The 17,710-nt window shown below is 35.4% G+C and carries 19 protein-coding genes, 1 tRNA gene and 1 other RNA gene; all 21 read left to right on the top strand.

Annotated elements, in window-relative coordinates; genetic code table 11:
• Nucleotides 1-8 precede the first annotated feature (8 nt).
• The 21 genes from H0Z29_09040 to H0Z29_09140 all read left to right on the top strand — a co-directional run bounded on the left by H0Z29_09040 (nt 9) and on the right by H0Z29_09140 (nt 17,708).
• Nucleotides 9-557 carry a DUF4040 domain-containing protein gene (locus H0Z29_09040; protein MBO8131644.1) on the top strand — a complete coding sequence of 183 codons (549 nt, stop codon included), beginning with the start codon at nt 9-11 and terminating at the stop codon, nt 555-557.
• Complete coding sequence (locus H0Z29_09045) at nt 550-999, top strand: hypothetical protein (GenBank protein MBO8131645.1); 450 nt, start codon at nt 550-552, stop codon at nt 997-999. Before H0Z29_09040 ends, H0Z29_09045 begins: the two co-directional genes overlap by 8 nt.
• Entirely contained in the window at nt 996-1,343 is a 348-nt protein-coding gene (locus tag H0Z29_09050; GenBank protein MBO8131646.1) for an NADH-quinone oxidoreductase subunit K, read from the top strand. The genes H0Z29_09045 and H0Z29_09050 overlap by 4 nt, the downstream gene beginning before the upstream one ends.
• Nucleotides 1,340-2,821, top strand: coding sequence for an NADH/ubiquinone/plastoquinone (complex I) (locus H0Z29_09055; protein MBO8131647.1), 1,482 nt, complete (start codon nt 1,340-1,342; stop codon nt 2,819-2,821). The genes H0Z29_09050 and H0Z29_09055 overlap by 4 nt, the downstream gene beginning before the upstream one ends.
• Nucleotides 2,822-2,824: 3 nt before the next feature.
• Complete coding sequence (locus tag H0Z29_09060; protein ID MBO8131648.1) at nt 2,825-3,331, top strand: Na+/H+ antiporter subunit E; 507 nt, start codon at nt 2,825-2,827, stop codon at nt 3,329-3,331.
• Nucleotides 3,328-3,666, top strand: coding sequence for a multiple resistance and pH regulation protein F (locus H0Z29_09065; protein MBO8131649.1), 339 nt, complete (start codon nt 3,328-3,330; stop codon nt 3,664-3,666). The genes H0Z29_09060 and H0Z29_09065 overlap by 4 nt, the downstream gene beginning before the upstream one ends.
• Nucleotides 3,659-4,000, top strand: coding sequence for a Na+/H+ antiporter subunit G (locus H0Z29_09070; protein MBO8131650.1), 342 nt, complete (start codon nt 3,659-3,661; stop codon nt 3,998-4,000). Before H0Z29_09065 ends, H0Z29_09070 begins: the two co-directional genes overlap by 8 nt.
• Nucleotides 4,000-4,602 (top strand): 4Fe-4S binding protein, encoded by a 603-nt coding sequence (locus tag H0Z29_09075; GenBank protein MBO8131651.1) that lies wholly within the window; start codon nt 4,000-4,002, stop codon nt 4,600-4,602. The genes H0Z29_09070 and H0Z29_09075 overlap by 1 nt, the downstream gene beginning before the upstream one ends.
• On the top strand, nt 4,592-5,053 hold the full coding sequence (locus H0Z29_09080) for a hydrogenase maturation protease (GenBank protein ID MBO8131652.1): 462 nt from the start codon (nt 4,592-4,594) through the stop codon (nt 5,051-5,053). The genes H0Z29_09075 and H0Z29_09080 overlap by 11 nt, the downstream gene beginning before the upstream one ends.
• Before the next feature lie 2 nt (nt 5,054-5,055).
• Nucleotides 5,056-6,381, top strand: a complete 1,326-nt coding sequence (locus H0Z29_09085) for a HAMP domain-containing histidine kinase (GenBank protein MBO8131653.1) — start codon at nt 5,056-5,058, stop codon at nt 6,379-6,381.
• 173 nt (nt 6,382-6,554) lie between these two features.
• A complete protein-coding gene (locus H0Z29_09090) occupies nt 6,555-7,736 on the top strand; it encodes a pyridoxal phosphate-dependent aminotransferase (GenBank protein MBO8131654.1) in 1,182 nt (393 codons plus the stop codon).
• A gap of 11 nt (nt 7,737-7,747) precedes the next feature.
• Nucleotides 7,748-8,086: a 4Fe-4S dicluster domain-containing protein gene (locus tag H0Z29_09095; protein MBO8131655.1), complete on the top strand. Its 339-nt coding sequence runs from the start codon at nt 7,748-7,750 to the stop codon at nt 8,084-8,086.
• Between the two features lie 16 nt (nt 8,087-8,102).
• Complete coding sequence (locus tag H0Z29_09100) at nt 8,103-9,155, top strand: 3-methyl-2-oxobutanoate dehydrogenase subunit VorB (protein MBO8131656.1); 1,053 nt, start codon at nt 8,103-8,105, stop codon at nt 9,153-9,155.
• Nucleotides 9,152-10,591 (top strand): 2-oxoacid:acceptor oxidoreductase family protein, encoded by a 1,440-nt coding sequence (locus tag H0Z29_09105; protein MBO8131657.1) that lies wholly within the window; start codon nt 9,152-9,154, stop codon nt 10,589-10,591. The genes H0Z29_09100 and H0Z29_09105 overlap by 4 nt, the downstream gene beginning before the upstream one ends.
• 102 nt (nt 10,592-10,693) lie before the next feature.
• A complete protein-coding gene (locus tag H0Z29_09110; protein ID MBO8131658.1) occupies nt 10,694-11,077 on the top strand; it encodes a hypothetical protein in 384 nt (127 codons plus the stop codon).
• A 150-nt stretch (nt 11,078-11,227) separates the two neighbouring features.
• Nucleotides 11,228-11,301, top strand: a tRNA-Val gene (locus tag H0Z29_09115).
• A 106-nt stretch (nt 11,302-11,407) separates the two neighbouring features.
• On the top strand, nt 11,408-12,220 hold the full coding sequence (locus tag H0Z29_09120; protein MBO8131659.1) for a hypothetical protein: 813 nt from the start codon (nt 11,408-11,410) through the stop codon (nt 12,218-12,220).
• Nucleotides 12,219-12,625, top strand: an RNA gene (rnpB, locus tag H0Z29_09125) — RNase P RNA component class A. The genes H0Z29_09120 and rnpB overlap by 2 nt, the downstream gene beginning before the upstream one ends.
• A gap of 15 nt (nt 12,626-12,640) precedes the next feature.
• Nucleotides 12,641-14,356 (top strand): single-stranded-DNA-specific exonuclease RecJ, encoded by a 1,716-nt coding sequence (recJ, locus tag H0Z29_09130; GenBank protein MBO8131660.1) that lies wholly within the window; start codon nt 12,641-12,643, stop codon nt 14,354-14,356.
• 15 nt (nt 14,357-14,371) lie between these two features.
• Complete coding sequence (locus H0Z29_09135) at nt 14,372-15,364, top strand: ketoacyl-ACP synthase III (GenBank protein ID MBO8131661.1); 993 nt, start codon at nt 14,372-14,374, stop codon at nt 15,362-15,364.
• A 1-nt stretch (nt 15,365) separates the two neighbouring features.
• Nucleotides 15,366-17,708, top strand: a complete 2,343-nt coding sequence (locus H0Z29_09140) for an HDIG domain-containing protein (GenBank protein MBO8131662.1) — start codon at nt 15,366-15,368, stop codon at nt 17,706-17,708.
• Nucleotides 17,709-17,710 lie beyond the last annotated feature (2 nt).

The following is a 17,710-nucleotide window of genomic DNA, read 5'->3' on the forward strand; positions in this document are numbered from 1 at the left end:
GGGTGTAAATGCCTGTAGAAACTTGGCTATTATTCTTATTATCCTATATGATAATTGGATCGATTGTAGCTCTGGAGCTAAAGAATATTCTTGCTTCTATTGTTTCAATCGGAATAGTTGGTCTTGGTGTATCGGTGGCATTTCTAATGCTTCAGGCTCCTGATCTTGCTATTGTTCAGTTTTTATTTGAGATATTCGCACTTATTATTCTGGTAAGAGCTTTTTCGAAAAAGGAATACCATGAAGAAAGAGCTCAAAGAGTAACAGGAGTGATGTTGGCTTTTACAATTATAGTTTTACTGGCAGTTCTGGCTTCAAGTGTTCCAATTTTTAAAGCACTTCCACCATTTGGTGAGCCTATAATGGGGATTGCGAAATACTATATAGAAAATGGTGCGGCACAGACTGGTTCAGCCAATGTTGTAACATCCATAATTCTTGATTATAGAGCCTATGACACACTGGGTGAGGTAACAGTGTTATTTACAGCAATACTTGGCGCATTAACCATTTTGAAGGTTCGTTCGAAGAAAGAAGAAGAGGAAGAAAATGAATAATAAAGAGGGAATGACCTTAATTGTTAAAACTGTGGCAAGAATAAGTGTATGGCTTATTATTCTATATGGAATATATATTGTTTTACATGGTCATCTAACTCCGGGAGGTGGATTTGCAGGTGGTGTGATAATATCTCTGGCGTTTTTAAATTTCATGCTGGCTTATGGAAGGAATAATACATCAAAATGGCTTAATATAAGTCTTTTAAGTGATATTGAAGCTTCCAGCGCTTCGCTTATACTGGCACTTGGAATTATGGGGATGGCCTTCGGAGGTGGATTTTTAGCAAATTTCATCACAAAGGGGAAGCTATTCCATCTTTTAAGCGCAGGTACAATTCCAATTTATAATATATTAATTGGTGCTAAAGTTGGAATGGCACTGTTTGTTGTTGTATGGACACTTGCAATTACAAGAATTGGTGAGGAGGTAGAGGGATGATTTCCTATTTAATATATGTTCTTTGTTTTGCTCTATTTCTTGTCGGAGTGTATGGAATTTTAACGAAAAGAGATCTTATAAAAATTATATTAGCTACTGGTATAATGGGTTATTCAGCAAATCTATTTCTTATTCTGTTTGCATATAAGAAGGGTGCTCTTTATCCTATATTGTCAAAAGGAGAGGAAGTCAAGGCAATGGTTGATCCTTTACCTCAGGCACTTGTTCTAACATCAATAGTTATAGAGCTTGGTATCACAGCGATGCTTGTAGCTCTTGCTATTAAATTATATGAGAGGTATAAGACATTTGATATTACTAAAATTAGGAGGCTTTCAGGATGATCCTCCCGTTTTTCATCATTATTCCGTTGTTAGCAGCGTTTCTAATAACGCTAGTCTCTGGTAAGAAAGATAACTGGGCTATAATATTATCCATACTTGCTGAGCTTTCTGTACTGGTGCTGGCAGTTTTTTGCTATGTATATCAGATCGATGATATATTTGTTTATAATATGAGTGGCTGGAAGATTCCCTTTACTATTTGCCTTGTTCAGGATGCCCTCTCGTGTTTTATGATTATGGTCGTAAGTATAATAGCGCTTACCAGCCTAATATATTCGGTTACCTATATAAGGCATCTGGTTTCTTCCTGGAGGTATTATGCACTGTTTATGCTTCTTGTTACTGGAATGAATGGTGTAATATTGACTGGTGATTTATTCAATCTCTTTGTATTTATGGAAATCGCTCTATTCTCTGCTTATGCACTTGTTTCCTATGGCAGAAAAGCGGAGGAATTTGAAGCAGCTTTTAAATATGCTATAATGGGTTCTATATCATCATCACTTATCCTTATTGGTATAGCGATAACGTATAGTTACACATCTTCGTTAACCATGGCAACAATTGCTGAAAGCTTAAAGAATAAACCAGCAGGGGTGACCTTCTGGCTGGGTAGTCTATTCTTAGCGGGGTTTGGACTTAAGTCAGCAATGGTGCCTTTTCATGCATGGCTCCCCGATGCCCATTCATCAGCGCCCGCTCCAATCTCGTCAATGCTGTCCGGTGTATTGATAAAGTCACTTGGTATTTATACAATTATAAGAATATTTTATAATGTTTTTGGTGCCCCTGAGCTTTTTAAAACTCTATTTTTAGTTTTTGGAATATTATCCATAGTTATTGCCTCTTTTCTAGCAATTGGTCAATGGGATATCAAGAGATTGCTAGCATATAGTAGTATAAGCCAGATTGGTTTTATACTTGTCGGATTGGGAGTTGGAAATTTTTATGGTATACTCGGTGCTATATTTCATCTTTTAAGCCATGCTATATTTAAGTCATTGTTGTTTTACAATACAGGTGCAATAGAGATGGCAATTGGAACAAGAGATATGAGAGATATGGGGGATTTAAGGAAAGCTCTACCAGTTACATCGTTCACGTCTATGGTTGGTAGTCTTGCAATAATGGGAATGCCCCCTTTTAATGGATTTTTCAGTAAGTTTTTCATAATAATGGGATTATTGCAAGCAAAGATGTATATAGTGGCATTATTAGTTGTGCTCGGCAGTATCTTAACTATTGCCTATTTTGTCAAATTTCAGAGATATGGATTCAGGGGAAAAAATGTGATAGAGAAAGAGATGGTTGCAGAACCTATTGGTTCGGGAATGAAATTTTCAATGGCATTCCTTGCTTTACTATGTCTTGTAACTAGCTTGATGTTAATACCAGGGCTAAGAGAGACAACATTAGATCCAGTTATAAATGTTATTCTTGATAAAACGGGTTATATTAAATCTGTACTTGGGAGGTAAAAGATGAGCATAAAGTTAAAAAGTAGGATAGTTGTATTTATACTCTCGTTTTTAGTCTGGGTTGCTCTTACAAGTATAAGAGATTTACAGGAGGTAGTAGCGGGAATATTTATAGCTTTAATAGTGAGCTTACTCGCTGGTGGATTCTTTATTCAGGAGAAAAGTAGAGGACGTCTTTTAAAAAGAATTTTTTATGGAGTAATATATATATTCAAATTTCTATGGGAAATGTTCAAAGCAAATTTACATGTTGCGTATATTGTAATTAATCCGAAACTACCAATAAAACCAGGTATTGTTAAAATAAAATCTAAGCTTTCAAAAGATACAGGACTTACAGCGCTTTCGAATTCGATTACATTGACTCCGGGTACGCTAACGGTTGATATTAATAAAGAAAAGGGGGAGCTATATATTCACTGGATTGATGTTGCTTCTCCAGATGTGGATGAAGCAACAAAAGAAATAGGTGGTAGATTTGAAAAAATACTGCTGGAGGTGTTTGAATGAAATATCTTAGATGGTTTTTGGGACTTATTTTTATAGCTACATTTTTATATTTTAATTTCTTTATATATCAGGCTGATATAATACCGAAATTGATAAATGTGATTTTATTCAGTGCCCTTTTTGTGCTCTTCAGAGTTATTTTCGGGCCTTCGCCAGCAGATAGAATAGTTGCCGTTGATATCCTTGGGATTCTAATCATAGGCATGCTTGCACTATTTGGCTTATTTTATGAAAAATCATTCTTTATGGATATTGGTTTAATCTGGGCACTTTTAAGTTTTATAGCTTCTCTGGCTTTTGCAAAGATACTTGAGGGGAGGCAGCTTGATGATTAGAGAGATAATTGGGCTAATTTTTATAATCATAGGTGTAACATTTGATTTTCTCGGTGTATTAGGGCTTGTAAGATTACCTGACGTGTATAATCGATTACAGGCAGCGACTAAATGTGTCACTTTTGGTTCAGCAGGTGTTTTATTTGGAGTATTTATATTACAGGGATTTAATAGCTTTGGTTTTAAGGCTCTTATAGGAATTATATTTATATTTCTAACATCACCTGTAGCCGCACATGCAATTTCCAGAGCATCTCACAGGAGTGGAATTCCATTAACCAAAGAAACAGTTGTAGATAAATATCAGGAAGATCACGAGTTGAGGGAAGAGTAATGTATGCACCAAAATTAAGAGAATTAGTGGAAGCTCTGAGGTCTTTATTTTCAAGACCATATACGACGCGTTTCCCGAAGGGAAAATATGAACCTGTGAAGGAATATAGAGGTTTCCCCCAATTTTTTGAGGAAGATTGTGTAGGCTGTGGTACCTGCTATCAGGTTTGTCCTGCTGGAGCAATAGAGATGAACGATGACATTAAAAAAGGAGTTAGGGTTTTAAAAATTGATTATAGTTCCTGTATCCAGTGTGGTCAATGTGAAGAACACTGTATTACAGAGAGGGGGATTAGAATTACCACAAAATATTCTGTCCCAATTTTTAGTCTATCAGAAGATAATTATTTTAATGTCATAGAGAAAAAACTTGTTAAGTGTGAAATTTGTGGAAAGAGTTTTGCCTGTGAAGACCATTTGCATTTTATAAGAAAAAGATTGGGAGCAAAATCATATGCTCATCCAAATCTTTTGATTGGATTACAGAAAAAATTGGGAAGTATCCCTGAAGCAAAATATAAGGGGAGAATCAGAAGAGAAGACTACATAAAAGAGGTATGCCCTATCTGTCGTCACAAGATTGTTGTAGAGGATGAATTTTAAAGAATTATTCAGTATAATTGAAAATGGTGGATACAAAAAGATATTGATAATTGGAATTGGGAATGAACTTAGGGGAGACGACAGAGCAGGACTGATATTAGCTGAAAAGGTTTTTGAGAACCTAAGCATTTTTATCCCAACAATAAAAAAGATAATTGCAGGTACAAATCCAGAAAACTATATTGAGAAAATGATAAAATTCTCACCTGAATTGATAATAATTTTCGATTCATCCGATTTCGGTGCTGAGCCAGGGACGGTTCAATTATTTAGAAGAGAAGATATAAGTAATAACTCAATAAGCACTCATGCTTATAGCATAGGTATAATTGAAGATTATATAAAAAGGTCTATAAATTCTGATGTGTTTTATGTTTTAATACAGAAGAAAAATACTGAATTTGGCAGGAAAATATCACGAGAAGTTCTAAAAGGCATTGAGGAATTCTAAAATTGGAAAATTCGAATTCACTTTTTCCCTTCTATACAGTTAAGTCTTTAAGACACAGGATAGGCTGGATTATTAATCTTCGCTGGTTAGCGGTTTTTGCAATAATGACCGCCATTCCAATTGCCAGATATCTCTTTCGATTTGAAATTGATTATGAGAATATATATTTTATTTCCACCTTACTATTGGTTTTAAATATAATATACTTTTTCTTCTATAGATACTATCCTTTTACATCTTTTAGTCAGGAGGTTGTCTTTACAGAAATACAAATACTGCTGGATTTTGTAATTATTTCCTTTTTAATTCATTTTTCTGGCGGAATAGAAAATCCATTCTATTTTCTATATATAGTGAACATAATTTTGTCCGGTATACTTTTAAAGGGGATATTGCCATTTATCAATACTATATTTGCCTCTTTACTTTTAACTATGTGGACAATTCTCGAATATCTTGAAAAGGTCGATGTATACAACCTCTGGGAAAATGAACCAGATTTATCATATGTTATAGTATCCCTTGTGGCTTTTTATTTCCTTGCCTTTGCTTCAACATTACTTATTGTCGATTTTATGAAAAGGTACAGAAAACTTAAATCGATCATTGATGATAAATCGAGTCAACTAGAAGAAACAATAAATGAAAGAGACAAAATTTTCAGGTTTACTGCCCATGAATTGAAATCCCCCATTACTACTCTGAAAAGTACGCTATCTGTATTAAATAAAGTTTATTCAGAAAAAATTGATAAGGAGGCGAGAGATCTTCTTGATCGAGCTGAAAATCGAGTTGATCAGATACTGGATATGGTAAAGGATATGATTGAGATAACAAGGTACAAAAGACCAGAAGAAGAGGTTGTAAAACTTGAAGAGGTGGATTTTTGCAACTGGATTAATTCAATTCTTGAATCTCAAAAGATAGACGCAAAAAATAAAGGTATTGAGCTTAAAATTGGTCCAATCTCATGTGCAAGGATAGTTATAGATACTAATAGTTTAAGTAAAATCGCAATTAATCTTGTAAACAACTCAATTAGATATACCAACCCAGGCGGTAAAGTAACTGTAACGCCTTTTGTTAATAATAAAGAATATGGTGTCATAGTTGAAGATACTGGTATCGGAATACCTGAAAATGAGATCGATAAGATTTTCAATGAATTTTACAGAGGTAAAAACGCAAAAGAAATGGAACGATTGGGAACTGGACTGGGATTGTCTCTTGTAAAGCAAATTGTTGATAGATTGGGTGGGAATATTAGGGTAGAAAGCAAAGTAGGAGTTGGTAGTAAATTCATTGTTACATTACCTTTTGCTGAATAGTCCAATGGTTTCCCATAACTGAGAATAAATATTTGCAAATTTTCAAATTTAATCTTAAATACATAAAAACCCATACGTGGAGAATGTGGCATTATTTTTGTCGAAACTGGATATAGATGGTAGTTAAGTATTACAAAAAAAGATTGAATAAGTATTAGCAATAAAAGGCATAAATGATGTTATCCTCACAGGTAAAAGGTTTCTTAGAAAATGCTTCCTGGATAAGGAGAATGTTTGAAATTGGACATGAGTTAAAAAAGAAATATGGTTATCAAAATGTGTTTGATTTTACCCTTGGTAATCCTGATTTACCTCCACCGGCTGACTTTAAAAAACATTTAATTGAAGAAGCTAGTAAGGATGAACCATTTATACATGGCTATATGTCTAATGCGGGATATGAAGATACTAGGGAGGCAATTGCGAAAAATCTCTCCAATGAACTCGACATGGATTTTAATAAGAAAAACATTATTATGACATGCGGAGCAGCTGGAGGTATGAATGTTATACTGCGAGCAATTTTGAATCCTGGTGATAAGGTTGTTATTTTGTCCCCATATTTTGTTGAGTATAAATTCTATATTTTAAATCACCAAGGGCAGGTTGTTATTTCTGAGACCGATGAGACTTTTTTACCTAATATAGAAGATCTTGATAAAAAAATTGATGATAGGACGAAAGCAATTATAATAAATACTCCGAACAATCCCACTGGTAGAGTATATGAAGATATGATTCTTATAGATTTGGGTGATCTATTGTTAAAGAAATCAAAGGAGTTTGGTAAGCCTATATATTTATTATCAGATGAGCCATATAAAAGGATTGTTTACTCAGATCATAAATTTTATCCACCAATCAAATACTATAGGAATACAATGATTGTAAATTCCTTCTCAAAGGATTTATCAATCCCTGGTGAAAGGATTGGTTATATAGCAATGCCTCCTGATTTGGATGGGGTGAGAGAAATTATAGAGGCGTGTGTGTTGTGCAATAGGATTCTTGGTTTCATAAATGCACCGGCAATAATGCAGAGAGTTATTAAGAATCTTTTAAATTCTTTGGTGGATGTAAATTTATATATGAAAAGAAGGGATATTTTCTATAATTCCCTTATAGAGATGGGATATAAAGTTATTAAACCAGGTGGAACATTTTATATGTTTCCAGAATCACCGATTAAAGATGATATTGAATTTTCCAAGATTTTAATGAATGAGCAGGTTCTGGTCACCCCGGGTTCTGGATTTGGAAGAAAGGGTTATTTTAGAATTTCATATTGCCAAGATGAAAAAATAATTTTAAAATCCCTTGAAAGATTTTACAGTGCGATAAAGAAAGTAGAATAGGAGTTATTTCTATGGTTGAAAAGAAAATCGGAGGATATGTTGTTATTGATATAGAGGAATGCAAAGGATGTGGGTATTGTGTGGATGCATGTCCGGTGAAGGTGTTAATGCAGTCGGACAGATTCAATAGATATGGATATCATTACGCAGAATACATTGGAGAAGGTTGTACAGGTTGTGGTATATGTTTCTATAATTGCCCAGAGCCGGGTGCTATAACAGTCTTTAAAAATTGGTCAGATATTAAAGAGAAAGCATTTTGTAAAAACTGCAATCAGGAACAATTGGTGTTTAAGAAAAATGAGAAAAGTGATATATTATATTGTACTAAATGTTTAAAGCCTATATAAACGATTGGGAGTATTAATGACGATTCAATTTTTAAAGGGGAATGAGGCTGTTGTAAAAGGAGCGATACTGGCAGGTTGCAGGGCTTTTTTCGGATATCCAATCACCCCTGCCAGTGAAATAGCCCATGCGGCAGCTTATTATATGCCCCTTGTAGGGGGTACATTTTTACAGGCTGAAAGCGAAATAGCTGCAATAAACATGGTTTATGGCGCAGCATCTACTGGTATCAGGGTTATGACTGCATCGTCAGGTCCTGGTATTAGCCTAAAGCAGGAAGGTATTTCATATCTTGCTGGAGCAGAATTGCCATGTGTTATTGTCGATATAATGAGGGGTGGACCAGGCCTTGGCAATATTGCTCCTGACCAAAGTGATTACAATCAGGTGGTGAAGGGAGGAGGACATGGACCTTATAAGAATATAGTTCTGGCTCCCAATTCTGTCCAGGAAATGTTTGATTTTGGAATTTTAGCATTCGAACTTGCAGACAGATATAGAAATCCTGTTTTTATACTCGCTGATGGATTTATCGGCCAGATGATGGAGTCAGTTAGTGTATATGCCCCTGAAGTCAATGAGCCTGAGAAAAACTGGGCGGTAAAGGGAACTAAAGAAACAATGGATAACCTGATTACATCTATAGAACTGGATCCGGAGATGCTTGAGAAACATGTTTCGAAGCTACAGCAAAAATATAAGATAATTGAGGAGCAGGAAGTTAGATATGAAGACTACTTTATTGAGGATGCACGGATATTGATTGTTGCCTTTGGAATAGTGTCAAGAATAGTACAAACTGTCGTTGATGAATTGAGAGACGGTGGAGAAAGAGTTGGAATGTTCCGACCTATTACTTTATTTCCTTTTCCTTATGAAAAAATTGGAGAGTTGGCAGATAAAGTTGATGCTTTTCTTGTAGTTGAGATGAGTAATGGACAGATGCTTGATGATGTCAGGCTTGCAGTAAATGGGAAAAAGCCTGTTTTCTTATATAACAGGATGGGAGGAGTCGTACCAACTACAAGGGAGATAAATAATAAAGTTATGGAGATACTGAGGGGATTATGAATATAAATGTTTTAACAAAATCAGAATCTTTTTATAATGTATACGAAAGAAAGCCAGGGGCAGATAAACATGTCACTCACTACTGCCCAGGATGTGGGCATGGTATAATTCATAAGATAATTGCAGAAGCCCTGGATGATCTTGGAGTTAGAGACAAAACGATATTCATTAGTCCGGTGGGTTGCAGTGTATTTGCTTATTACTATTTTCACACAGGGAATATACAAGTCGCCCATGGGAGAGCACCTGCAGTGGCTACGGGGATAAAAAGAGCACTCCCTGATTCAGTAGTAATTAGCTATCAGGGAGATGGGGATCTGGCGGCAATTGGAGGGCTGGAGATCCTTCATGCTGCAAATAGGGGTGAAGGTTTTACTGTGATATTTATAAATAATGCAATTTATGGTATGACTGGGGGGCAAATGGCTCCAACGACTTTAATTGGTCAGACTACTGCAACCACACCTCGAGGTAGGGACCCTCAGAATGACGGTTATCCAATCAGGATGAGTGAAATTATTGCTACCCTTGAGGCACCTGTATATGTGGAGAGAGTAATGTTATCTGATTCAAAAAATATTATGAGAGCAAGAAATGCTATCAGGAAAGCTCTTAAAATACAGGTTGAAAAAAATGGGTTTTCTTTCATTGAAGTTCTTTCTCCCTGCCCATCTGGCTGGAAAATGTCACCGCTGCAGGCGAAAAAGTGGGTTGGTGAAGTGCTAAGTTCCTATTTCCCTGTAGGTGTGATGAAGGATATTTCATCAGAATTTAAAGGAAGAAATAAAGTAAAGAAGGAATTATCAAGAGATGAAATACTTGATGTACTCGGTGTTAATGTGACTGAAAAAATAAGACCGGAGATAAAAGAATATTCTAAAAGAGAGGTATCTAAAGAAATCAAAATTGCTGGTTTTGGCGGACAGGGCGTATTGAGCCTTGGAATAGTGCTGGCATATATGGGTGTGAAACATGGCTATAAAGTAAGTTGGCTACCTTCCTATGGACCTGAAATGAGGGGTGGAACGGCAAATTGCCATGTGAAGATTTCCAATAAAAAAATTGGTTCTCCTGTAGTTTCATATCCAACTGTTTTAATTGCCATGAACAGACCTTCTCTTGACAAATTCGAGAATGATGTAATATCTGGTGGTGTTATATTTTATGATAGCTCATTGATTGATAGTGCGCCATCGAGGGAGGATGTAACTATCATTCCAATACCTGCTACTAGGATTGCTGATGAGATTGGCAGTACTAAGATGGCAAATATGGTAATGATAGGAGCTTTTGTAAAGTATTTTGATCTAATGGATATCGATTACATAGTTATTTCGCTTGATGAGGTTATGAAATCAAAAAAATTGGTTGATATGAATAAACTGGCAATCAGAAAGGGTGTAGAATATTTATTCGATAACATTTTAAAAAGTTAAAGATTAAAGCTTAAAGATCTCGATAATTCACAATGTTTTACAAATAAATCTTGTGAGTCTTTTTATTTGTTTAGAAATTAAAAAGAAAATCAGGGGGATATGATGTCACGAGAGATTCATCCAAATCAATCTTATAAGGATAAGTTACTAAAATTAATACCCAGCGAGATTGTTGGTGCTTACATGGTTATACAGGGTATTTTGAGTGGACAAAATATATTAATCGGGGACAAGGATATTACGGCCAGCTTCAATTGGGCAATATTTATAATTATTTTCCTCTTGACACCACTATTTTTGCTTAGAGTTCACAATGTAAGAAAAACGAGCCAATTAATAATAACAAGTATATCTTTTATTATATGGGGATATTCTCTCGGTGGTCCCTTTGCTGTATCGGGTCTCTACCAACCTCAAATTGCATCGATTTTACTTGTCCTGTGGACACTGATTATTCCACTTGCTATAAAGACGAAAACGAGTTGATTGATATATCAAAATATTTTCAAACTTAAATCTTTTTTCATTCGTTTTACATCAAAATTTTATACTTCAGTGAATTAGCGAGAAGAATAATACCTGTTGATTTAGAATATTCTTATCAGTAAATTTTTTTGCTTTATTTAAAGATGAAACGGGCGATTAGCTCAGCTGGTTAGAGCGTCCCGTTCACATCGGGAAGGTCATCCGTTCGAGTCGGATATCGCCCACGTTATGTGTGGTAAACTAAAATTGATTGAATATAATTTTTTAAACATACCGATAGAGATTGCACCTTCGTGGTGCAATTTTTTTATATAAAGATAGGGAGGTGAGATGCTTAAAGAACTTGAAGACTTAGTTAAATTGCAGAGAATTGATAATCAGTTAATGAGAATAACTGGGTTAAAAGGTGATTTACCTCAGCTTGTAGATGCCTTAAGTTCGGAACTAGGAGAACTTGAAAAATCTCTGGATGCTGATAAGGAGAGAATGGAAGAGGTAAAGAAGATGATGAAGCAACTTGGGAGTAAAATTGAAGAAGATAAGGTCAAACTGGAGAAATATCAGGACCAGTTGTATCTTGTAACTTCCAATAAAGAATACGATGCAATAACTGCTGAAATTGATTATATGAAACAAGAAATAAGCAAAGCAGAATATGAGATACTTGAATTGAGTGAAGAGTTAGAAAAGTTAAATGAATCAATAAAAAACAAAGAAATCGCTATGACTGAGAAGAAAAAGGAATTAGAAGAGAAAAAAGCAGAATTAAAGAATACCGATGAGAAAACAAAGGAAGAGGAATCCAAGCTGAGAAAAGATAGAGAGGTACTGGTAGAAAGAATTCCTATAAGGTATTTAAGAGAATATGAACGTGTAGCAAAAGCTCGAAATGGAGTAGCGGTAGTCCCAATAAATCAGGTTTATGAGGTTATAAGAGACAAAAATGGGAACATTATAGACCAGATTGAAATGGAAGTATCATGTGGTGGATGTCATAAGATAGTTCCACCACAGAAGTTTATTGAAATTAAAGCTGGAGATAAAATATTTCGTTGTGAATCCTGTGGTAGATTGCTTTACTGGGATGAAAAAGAGAGTGTTATTCTAAAAGATGATTTACATGAGGATGAAGAATTTATCTGAAGCTGGTCGGGTAGCCGCTCCAGCACGCTCTTTGAGCTGGGGAGGAAAGTCCGAACTCCGCAGGGCAGGGTGCTCCGTAATACGGAGTCGCCGTGAGGCGGGGAAAGTGCCACAGAAACAATACCGCCCCTATTAGGGGGTAAGGGTGAAATGGTGCGTCCTGCAATTAAGCGGGATATCCCACAAAAAGTGGGAGAGTAAGAGCGCACCGTCCCAACTGCGAAGTTGGGAGCAGGGCAAACCCCACCCGGAGCAAGACCAAGTAGGGAAGAGGGATTGCCCGTCCCGTTTGATTCCCGGGTAGGTCGCTTAATCCCGGCCGAAAGGTCGAGGGTAGATAAATGGCTACCATCCCGACAGCATATTGTCGGGATACAGAATTCGGCTTATAGACCAGCTTCAGATAATTTTTTTGATATTATGACATTAAAATATAGATGGAAAATTAAAGAACCAGATTATAGTAAATATAGAATTTTGGTTGAAAAACATGGGTTTCATCCTGTTATTGCAAGATTATTATCCTTAAGAGGTCTGTATGAACCAGATAAAATAGAAGTTTTTTTGAATCCTTTACCAAAATTTTTATATAATCCTTTCCTGATGCAGGATATGGAAAAAGCGGTAAACCGCCTTATCAAGGCTTTTTATAATAAGGAAAAAATACTAATCTATGGTGATTATGATGTAGATGGGATCACTGGAACGAGCTTGCTCTTAAGATTTTTTAGAAAGCTTCAATTACCAGCTTCTTTCTATATTCCTGATAGAGAGACTGAAGGGTATGGTCTTTCAATCAGTGGTGTTGAATATGCTATAGAAAATAATTTTGATTTAATAATAACCTGTGATTGTGGTATTAATGCTTTTGATGAGATAGATTATGCAAATAAAAATGGCATTGATGTAATCGTTACAGACCACCACGAGCCATCTGATGAACTACCAGATGCCTATGCAGTGTTAGATCCCAAGCGCTCTGATGATAGTTATACCTTTACTGATTTGTGTGGTGTTGGAGTGGCTTATAAATTATTGCACGGATTCTGTATAAGGAAGGGCATCCCATCTGAGGTAATTAATGAAGACCTTGATCTGGTTGCTATTGGTATAGCAGCTGATTTAGTGCCCGTTATTGATGAAAATAGGATTTTACTATCGGTAGGACTTAAAAAAATAAAAGAAACTTGTAAGCCAGGGATCAAAGCATTGATTGATGTTTCAGGATTTGGAAATTCTGATATTGATGTTTCGACAATAGTATTTGGATTGGCTCCGAGACTGAATGCAGCGGGTAGGATTAGTCATGCCTCGAAGTCTGTGGAACTTTTGATTACTGATAATTATCAAAGAGCTGTAAGAATTGCCAGAGAACTTCAACGGGAAAATAGGGAAAGGCAAAGAATAGAAAAAGAAACAATAGATGATGCGATAAGACGATTAAATCATATTCATAATATGGAGAAGGACAAAATTATTATTCTGTCAAGTAATGATTGGCATCAGGGTGTAATTGGAATTGTTGCTTCTAAAATAAAAGAGCAGTATAATAAACCTGTAGTTCTGGTTTCTTTTCATGAAGGGATCGGGAAAGGATCAGCGAGGAGTATAGATGGATTTGATATTTATAAAGCTTTTGCGGCTTGCTCAGAATACCTGGATAGTTTTGGAGGGCATAAGATGGCTGCTGGTCTGGTAGTCAGGTATGAGAATTTTGGAGGCTTTTATAAAAAAATTAACGAAATAGCGAAAGAAATGATAGAAGATGAAATGCTTCTTCCGGTGCTGGAAGTAGATGCTGAAATAAAATTACTTGATTTGGACAGGAATATTATTGAATTTCTGAATAAATTAGCTCCTTTTGGTCCCGGTAATATGAAACCTTTATTTCTTGCAAAGAATTTAAAGATATCAGGTATCCCCAGAACTATCAATGAGATGCACGTTAGGTTTAAGGTTTGTCAGGATAAATTTGTAATAAGTGCAATAGGCTGGCGGATGATTGATAGGTATGAATATCTAATAAGCAATATGCCACTAAGTATGATTTTTTCTGTTGAAGAAAATACTTATAATGGTTTGGCAGAAATGCAATTAAATGTAAAAGATGTAAGATATTACGATGGAATTGAATAAAATAAGGGGCAGGTTATGTATTATAGTAAAATTGCAGGTATAGGAGCTTACGTCCCGGAAAAAGTTGTCACAAATCATGATCTGGAGAAGATGATGGATACCAGTGATGAGTGGATTGTAGAAAGAACTGGTATTCGTGAGCGTCGTTGGGTGGATAAACCCATGGGAGCTAGTGACCTTGCAGTACCAGCAAGTGTGGAAGCAATTGAAATGGCAGGTTTGAAAAAAGAAGATATAGATATGATTATATTTGCCACACTAAATCCGGATTACTCAATGCCTGGATCCAGCAGTTTGCTTCAGGCAAAGTTGGGACTGGCAGGAGTTCCAACACTTGATATAAGGGTTCAATGTTCTGGCTTTGTATATGGTCTTGCAATAGCAGACTCTTTTATAAAATCTGGATTTTATAAAAACATTTTACTTGTAGGTTCGGAAGTTCAATCTGTGGGTTTGAATCTTACAACAGAAGGGAGGGATGTAGCCGTTCTTTTTGGTGATGGTGCAGGAGCGGCAGTAGTTACACGGTCAGAAGATGATAGCCGTATTTTGTTTTATCATCTGGGTGGAGATGGGAAATATGCAAAAGAGTTATGGTGTGAAGCCCCAGTGGGATTTCAAATCCCGAGAATCAGCAAGAAAATGATAGATGAGGGGAGACATTTCCCAAAGATGAATGGAAGGCAAGTATTTAAACGTGCCGTTACAATATTCCCCAGAATAGTTAAAATAGCAATGGAATCGCAGGGGTGGAATATTGAGGATGTTGATTTAATTATTCCACATCAGGCAAATCTTAGAATAACAGAGGCTCTGGCTAGAAGTCTTGGGGTTGGATTAGATAAAGTGTATTCTAATATTCATAAATATGGAAATACCACAGCAGCGTCCATACCATTGGCTATTTGTGATGCACTTAAGGAGGGTAAAATAAAAAAGGGAAGTAATCTTATCTTAGCTGCATTCGGTTCTGGTTTTACTTGGGGGTCGGTTGCTACAAGGTGGTAATATGTCATTGAAGATACAATTTATTGATGAACTGAAAGAATTTGATTTCTCACCTTTTAAAAAAGGCAATCTTAAAGTTACTCTGACAATTGTTCTTACTATATTGATTATATCTATTTTCTATCCCAAAGAGAATTATACTTTATACGATTATAAAATTAATGATATAACAAAAGAGACAATAATAGCTCCTTTTGATTTCCCGATACTTAAAACGGAAGAGGAACTCAAGAGAGACAGAACTCAGGCTCTGGAAAAAGTTAATTTTGTATTTAAAATTGACAGAAGTGTACGTGCATCATCAATAAATGATTTTGATACTTTGATGAATACAATATATGAGATAGTTAAAGCTCTTGACAAGTTAAGTAAGTCAAAGGAGTTGCTTGCAAAGTCAAGGTTTTCTAAAAATCTGGAAGAAATAAAAAGTATTGTTTACAGAGATTCCATTAAAGCTTCAGAATTAGTTGATTATCTCAAAGTCAAATTTGCTATAGATACATCTACGTCATACATTAAATATTTAATGAAAATTAATAAGGAAGCACCCAATTATTTTGAATATATCCGGAATAAATGCAGAGAAATCTTAGGTGAAATTTATACTCTTTATATTATCGATATTGATAAGTCCGATGTAATTTCGACCGGAATATCAATAATAGAAGATGGAGAGGAATCAGAAATAAAAAAGGAGAATGTATTTTCACTGAGTGAAATATGGGCAAAGTTAAAAATAAGAATTCAGGAAGTATTCCTTGAACAGAGTACAGAAGTTATTAACTATATTTATGATGTACTCGTGAAATTTATTAGGCCAAATCTTACTTATTCAAAGGAAATAACAGAGAAAAGACAGCAAGAATCTATAAGTAAAGTCCCTATAAGTAAAGGCATAATTTTAAAAGATGAGAAAATAGTTGATGCTAATGTAAGAATTACTCCTGACATATATAGAAAACTTGAATCCTTAGCGATTGAGCGGGCACGTCGATCCAATTTGAAGGGTGGTATAAGAAAAGAGTTACCTTTAATTGGTGACCCAGTTAATTATTTTCTCCAAGTTTTATTAATCACTATTTCATACTTAATATTTATAGCTTTTATTTTGATATATAGACCTGAGATTATAAAGTCTTTCAAGTATCAATTTTTGATATGTTTGATATTTGTAGTAACTGTTATAATTGCTTATATATTCAGTTTGAGGCTGAAAATTTCCTATTATGCGATACCTGTGACACTTTCTGCTTTACTATTTACTATTTTATTTGACGGAAAGATTGCCTTTGCCGGACTGGTTTCTCTTGTTTTCATATTGACATTCCAGAATGAATCTGATGCTTCATATATGATTACTTCTATTTTTGCCGGGATAATGGCAATTTATTCGGTAAGAAGATTGAGAAGTAGGGGGCAGGTTTTTCAATCGATTATATTTATCTGGTTGGCATATTTAATCGGAATTTCTATAACCTTCTGGTTAAAAAATAACAATGGGCATAAACTTTTGAACCATTTATTATATGGATCTTTAAATAGCGTAATAACACCTTTTTTGGCATATGGAATTATTGGTTTGATAGAGGTAGCTTTCGGAATTACGACGGCTCTTACTCTTCTTGAATATGCTAATTTCGATAACCCTGTCTTGAAGTTATTATCAAAGCATGCCCCTGGTACTTTCACGCACAGTATTATTGTTGGAAATCTTGCGGAAGCCGCAGCTGATGCTATAGGTGCAAACTCACTTCTTGCAAGAGTTGGTGCCTACTATCACGATATCGGAAAGATAACAAAACCTGAATACTTTGTTGAGAATACAAAACCAGGTGAAAATAAACACGAGAAATTATCGCCAAAAATGAGCGCTATGATTATCAGAAATCATGTTAAGGAAGGTGCAAGGCTGGCGGAAGAATACGGGCTACCTGATGAAATAAAACAGTTTATAGTTACACATCATGGAAATATGAGAATTGAATTCTTCCTTAGAAAAGCTCTTGATATAGCAGGAGATGGAAAGGACATAAATGAAGATGATTTTAGATATCAAGGTGAATTACCTACCACAAAGGAAACTGGGATAGTAATGATTTGTGATTCCATCGAGGCTGCTATTAGATCTTTAAAAAATCCGACCATACAATCTATGGAAAAGATGGTAGATCAAATAATAAAAGAGAGAATTGATCAGGGTCAGCTCGATAATTGTCCGCTGACTCTCAATGATTTAAATAAAATTAAAGGCGATATTAAGAAAAACACTGGTATTATGCCACTTCTTGTCAGCATTCACCATGTGCGGGTTGAATACCCTGAAAAAGAAAAATTACTGGAATAAAT

The organism is Candidatus Neomarinimicrobiota bacterium, assembly GCA_017656425.1.
Lineage (GTDB): Bacteria > Fidelibacterota > UBA2242 > UBA2242 > B5-G15 > JACDNV01.

Coding starts and splice junctions, on each gene's coding strand:
- H0Z29_09040 (MBO8131644.1), top strand. CDS start 9: ATGCCTGTAGAAACTTGGCTATTATTCTTATTATCCTATATGATAATT.
- H0Z29_09045 (MBO8131645.1), top strand. CDS start 550: ATGAATAATAAAGAGGGAATGACCTTAATTGTTAAAACTGTGGCAAGA.
- H0Z29_09050 (MBO8131646.1), top strand. CDS start 996: ATGATTTCCTATTTAATATATGTTCTTTGTTTTGCTCTATTTCTTGTC.
- H0Z29_09055 (MBO8131647.1), top strand. CDS start 1,340: ATGATCCTCCCGTTTTTCATCATTATTCCGTTGTTAGCAGCGTTTCTA.
- H0Z29_09060 (MBO8131648.1), top strand. CDS start 2,825: ATGAGCATAAAGTTAAAAAGTAGGATAGTTGTATTTATACTCTCGTTT.
- H0Z29_09065 (MBO8131649.1), top strand. CDS start 3,328: ATGAAATATCTTAGATGGTTTTTGGGACTTATTTTTATAGCTACATTT.
- H0Z29_09070 (MBO8131650.1), top strand. CDS start 3,659: ATGATTAGAGAGATAATTGGGCTAATTTTTATAATCATAGGTGTAACA.
- H0Z29_09075 (MBO8131651.1), top strand. CDS start 4,000: ATGTATGCACCAAAATTAAGAGAATTAGTGGAAGCTCTGAGGTCTTTA.
- H0Z29_09080 (MBO8131652.1), top strand. CDS start 4,592: ATGAATTTTAAAGAATTATTCAGTATAATTGAAAATGGTGGATACAAA.
- H0Z29_09090 (MBO8131654.1), top strand. CDS start 6,555: ATGATGTTATCCTCACAGGTAAAAGGTTTCTTAGAAAATGCTTCCTGG.
- H0Z29_09095 (MBO8131655.1), top strand. CDS start 7,748: ATGGTTGAAAAGAAAATCGGAGGATATGTTGTTATTGATATAGAGGAA.
- H0Z29_09100 (MBO8131656.1), top strand. CDS start 8,103: ATGACGATTCAATTTTTAAAGGGGAATGAGGCTGTTGTAAAAGGAGCG.
- H0Z29_09105 (MBO8131657.1), top strand. CDS start 9,152: ATGAATATAAATGTTTTAACAAAATCAGAATCTTTTTATAATGTATAC.
- H0Z29_09110 (MBO8131658.1), top strand. CDS start 10,694: ATGTCACGAGAGATTCATCCAAATCAATCTTATAAGGATAAGTTACTA.
- H0Z29_09120 (MBO8131659.1), top strand. CDS start 11,408: ATGCTTAAAGAACTTGAAGACTTAGTTAAATTGCAGAGAATTGATAAT.
- recJ (MBO8131660.1), top strand. CDS start 12,641: ATGACATTAAAATATAGATGGAAAATTAAAGAACCAGATTATAGTAAA.
- H0Z29_09135 (MBO8131661.1), top strand. CDS start 14,372: ATGTATTATAGTAAAATTGCAGGTATAGGAGCTTACGTCCCGGAAAAA.
- H0Z29_09140 (MBO8131662.1), top strand. CDS start 15,366: ATGTCATTGAAGATACAATTTATTGATGAACTGAAAGAATTTGATTTC.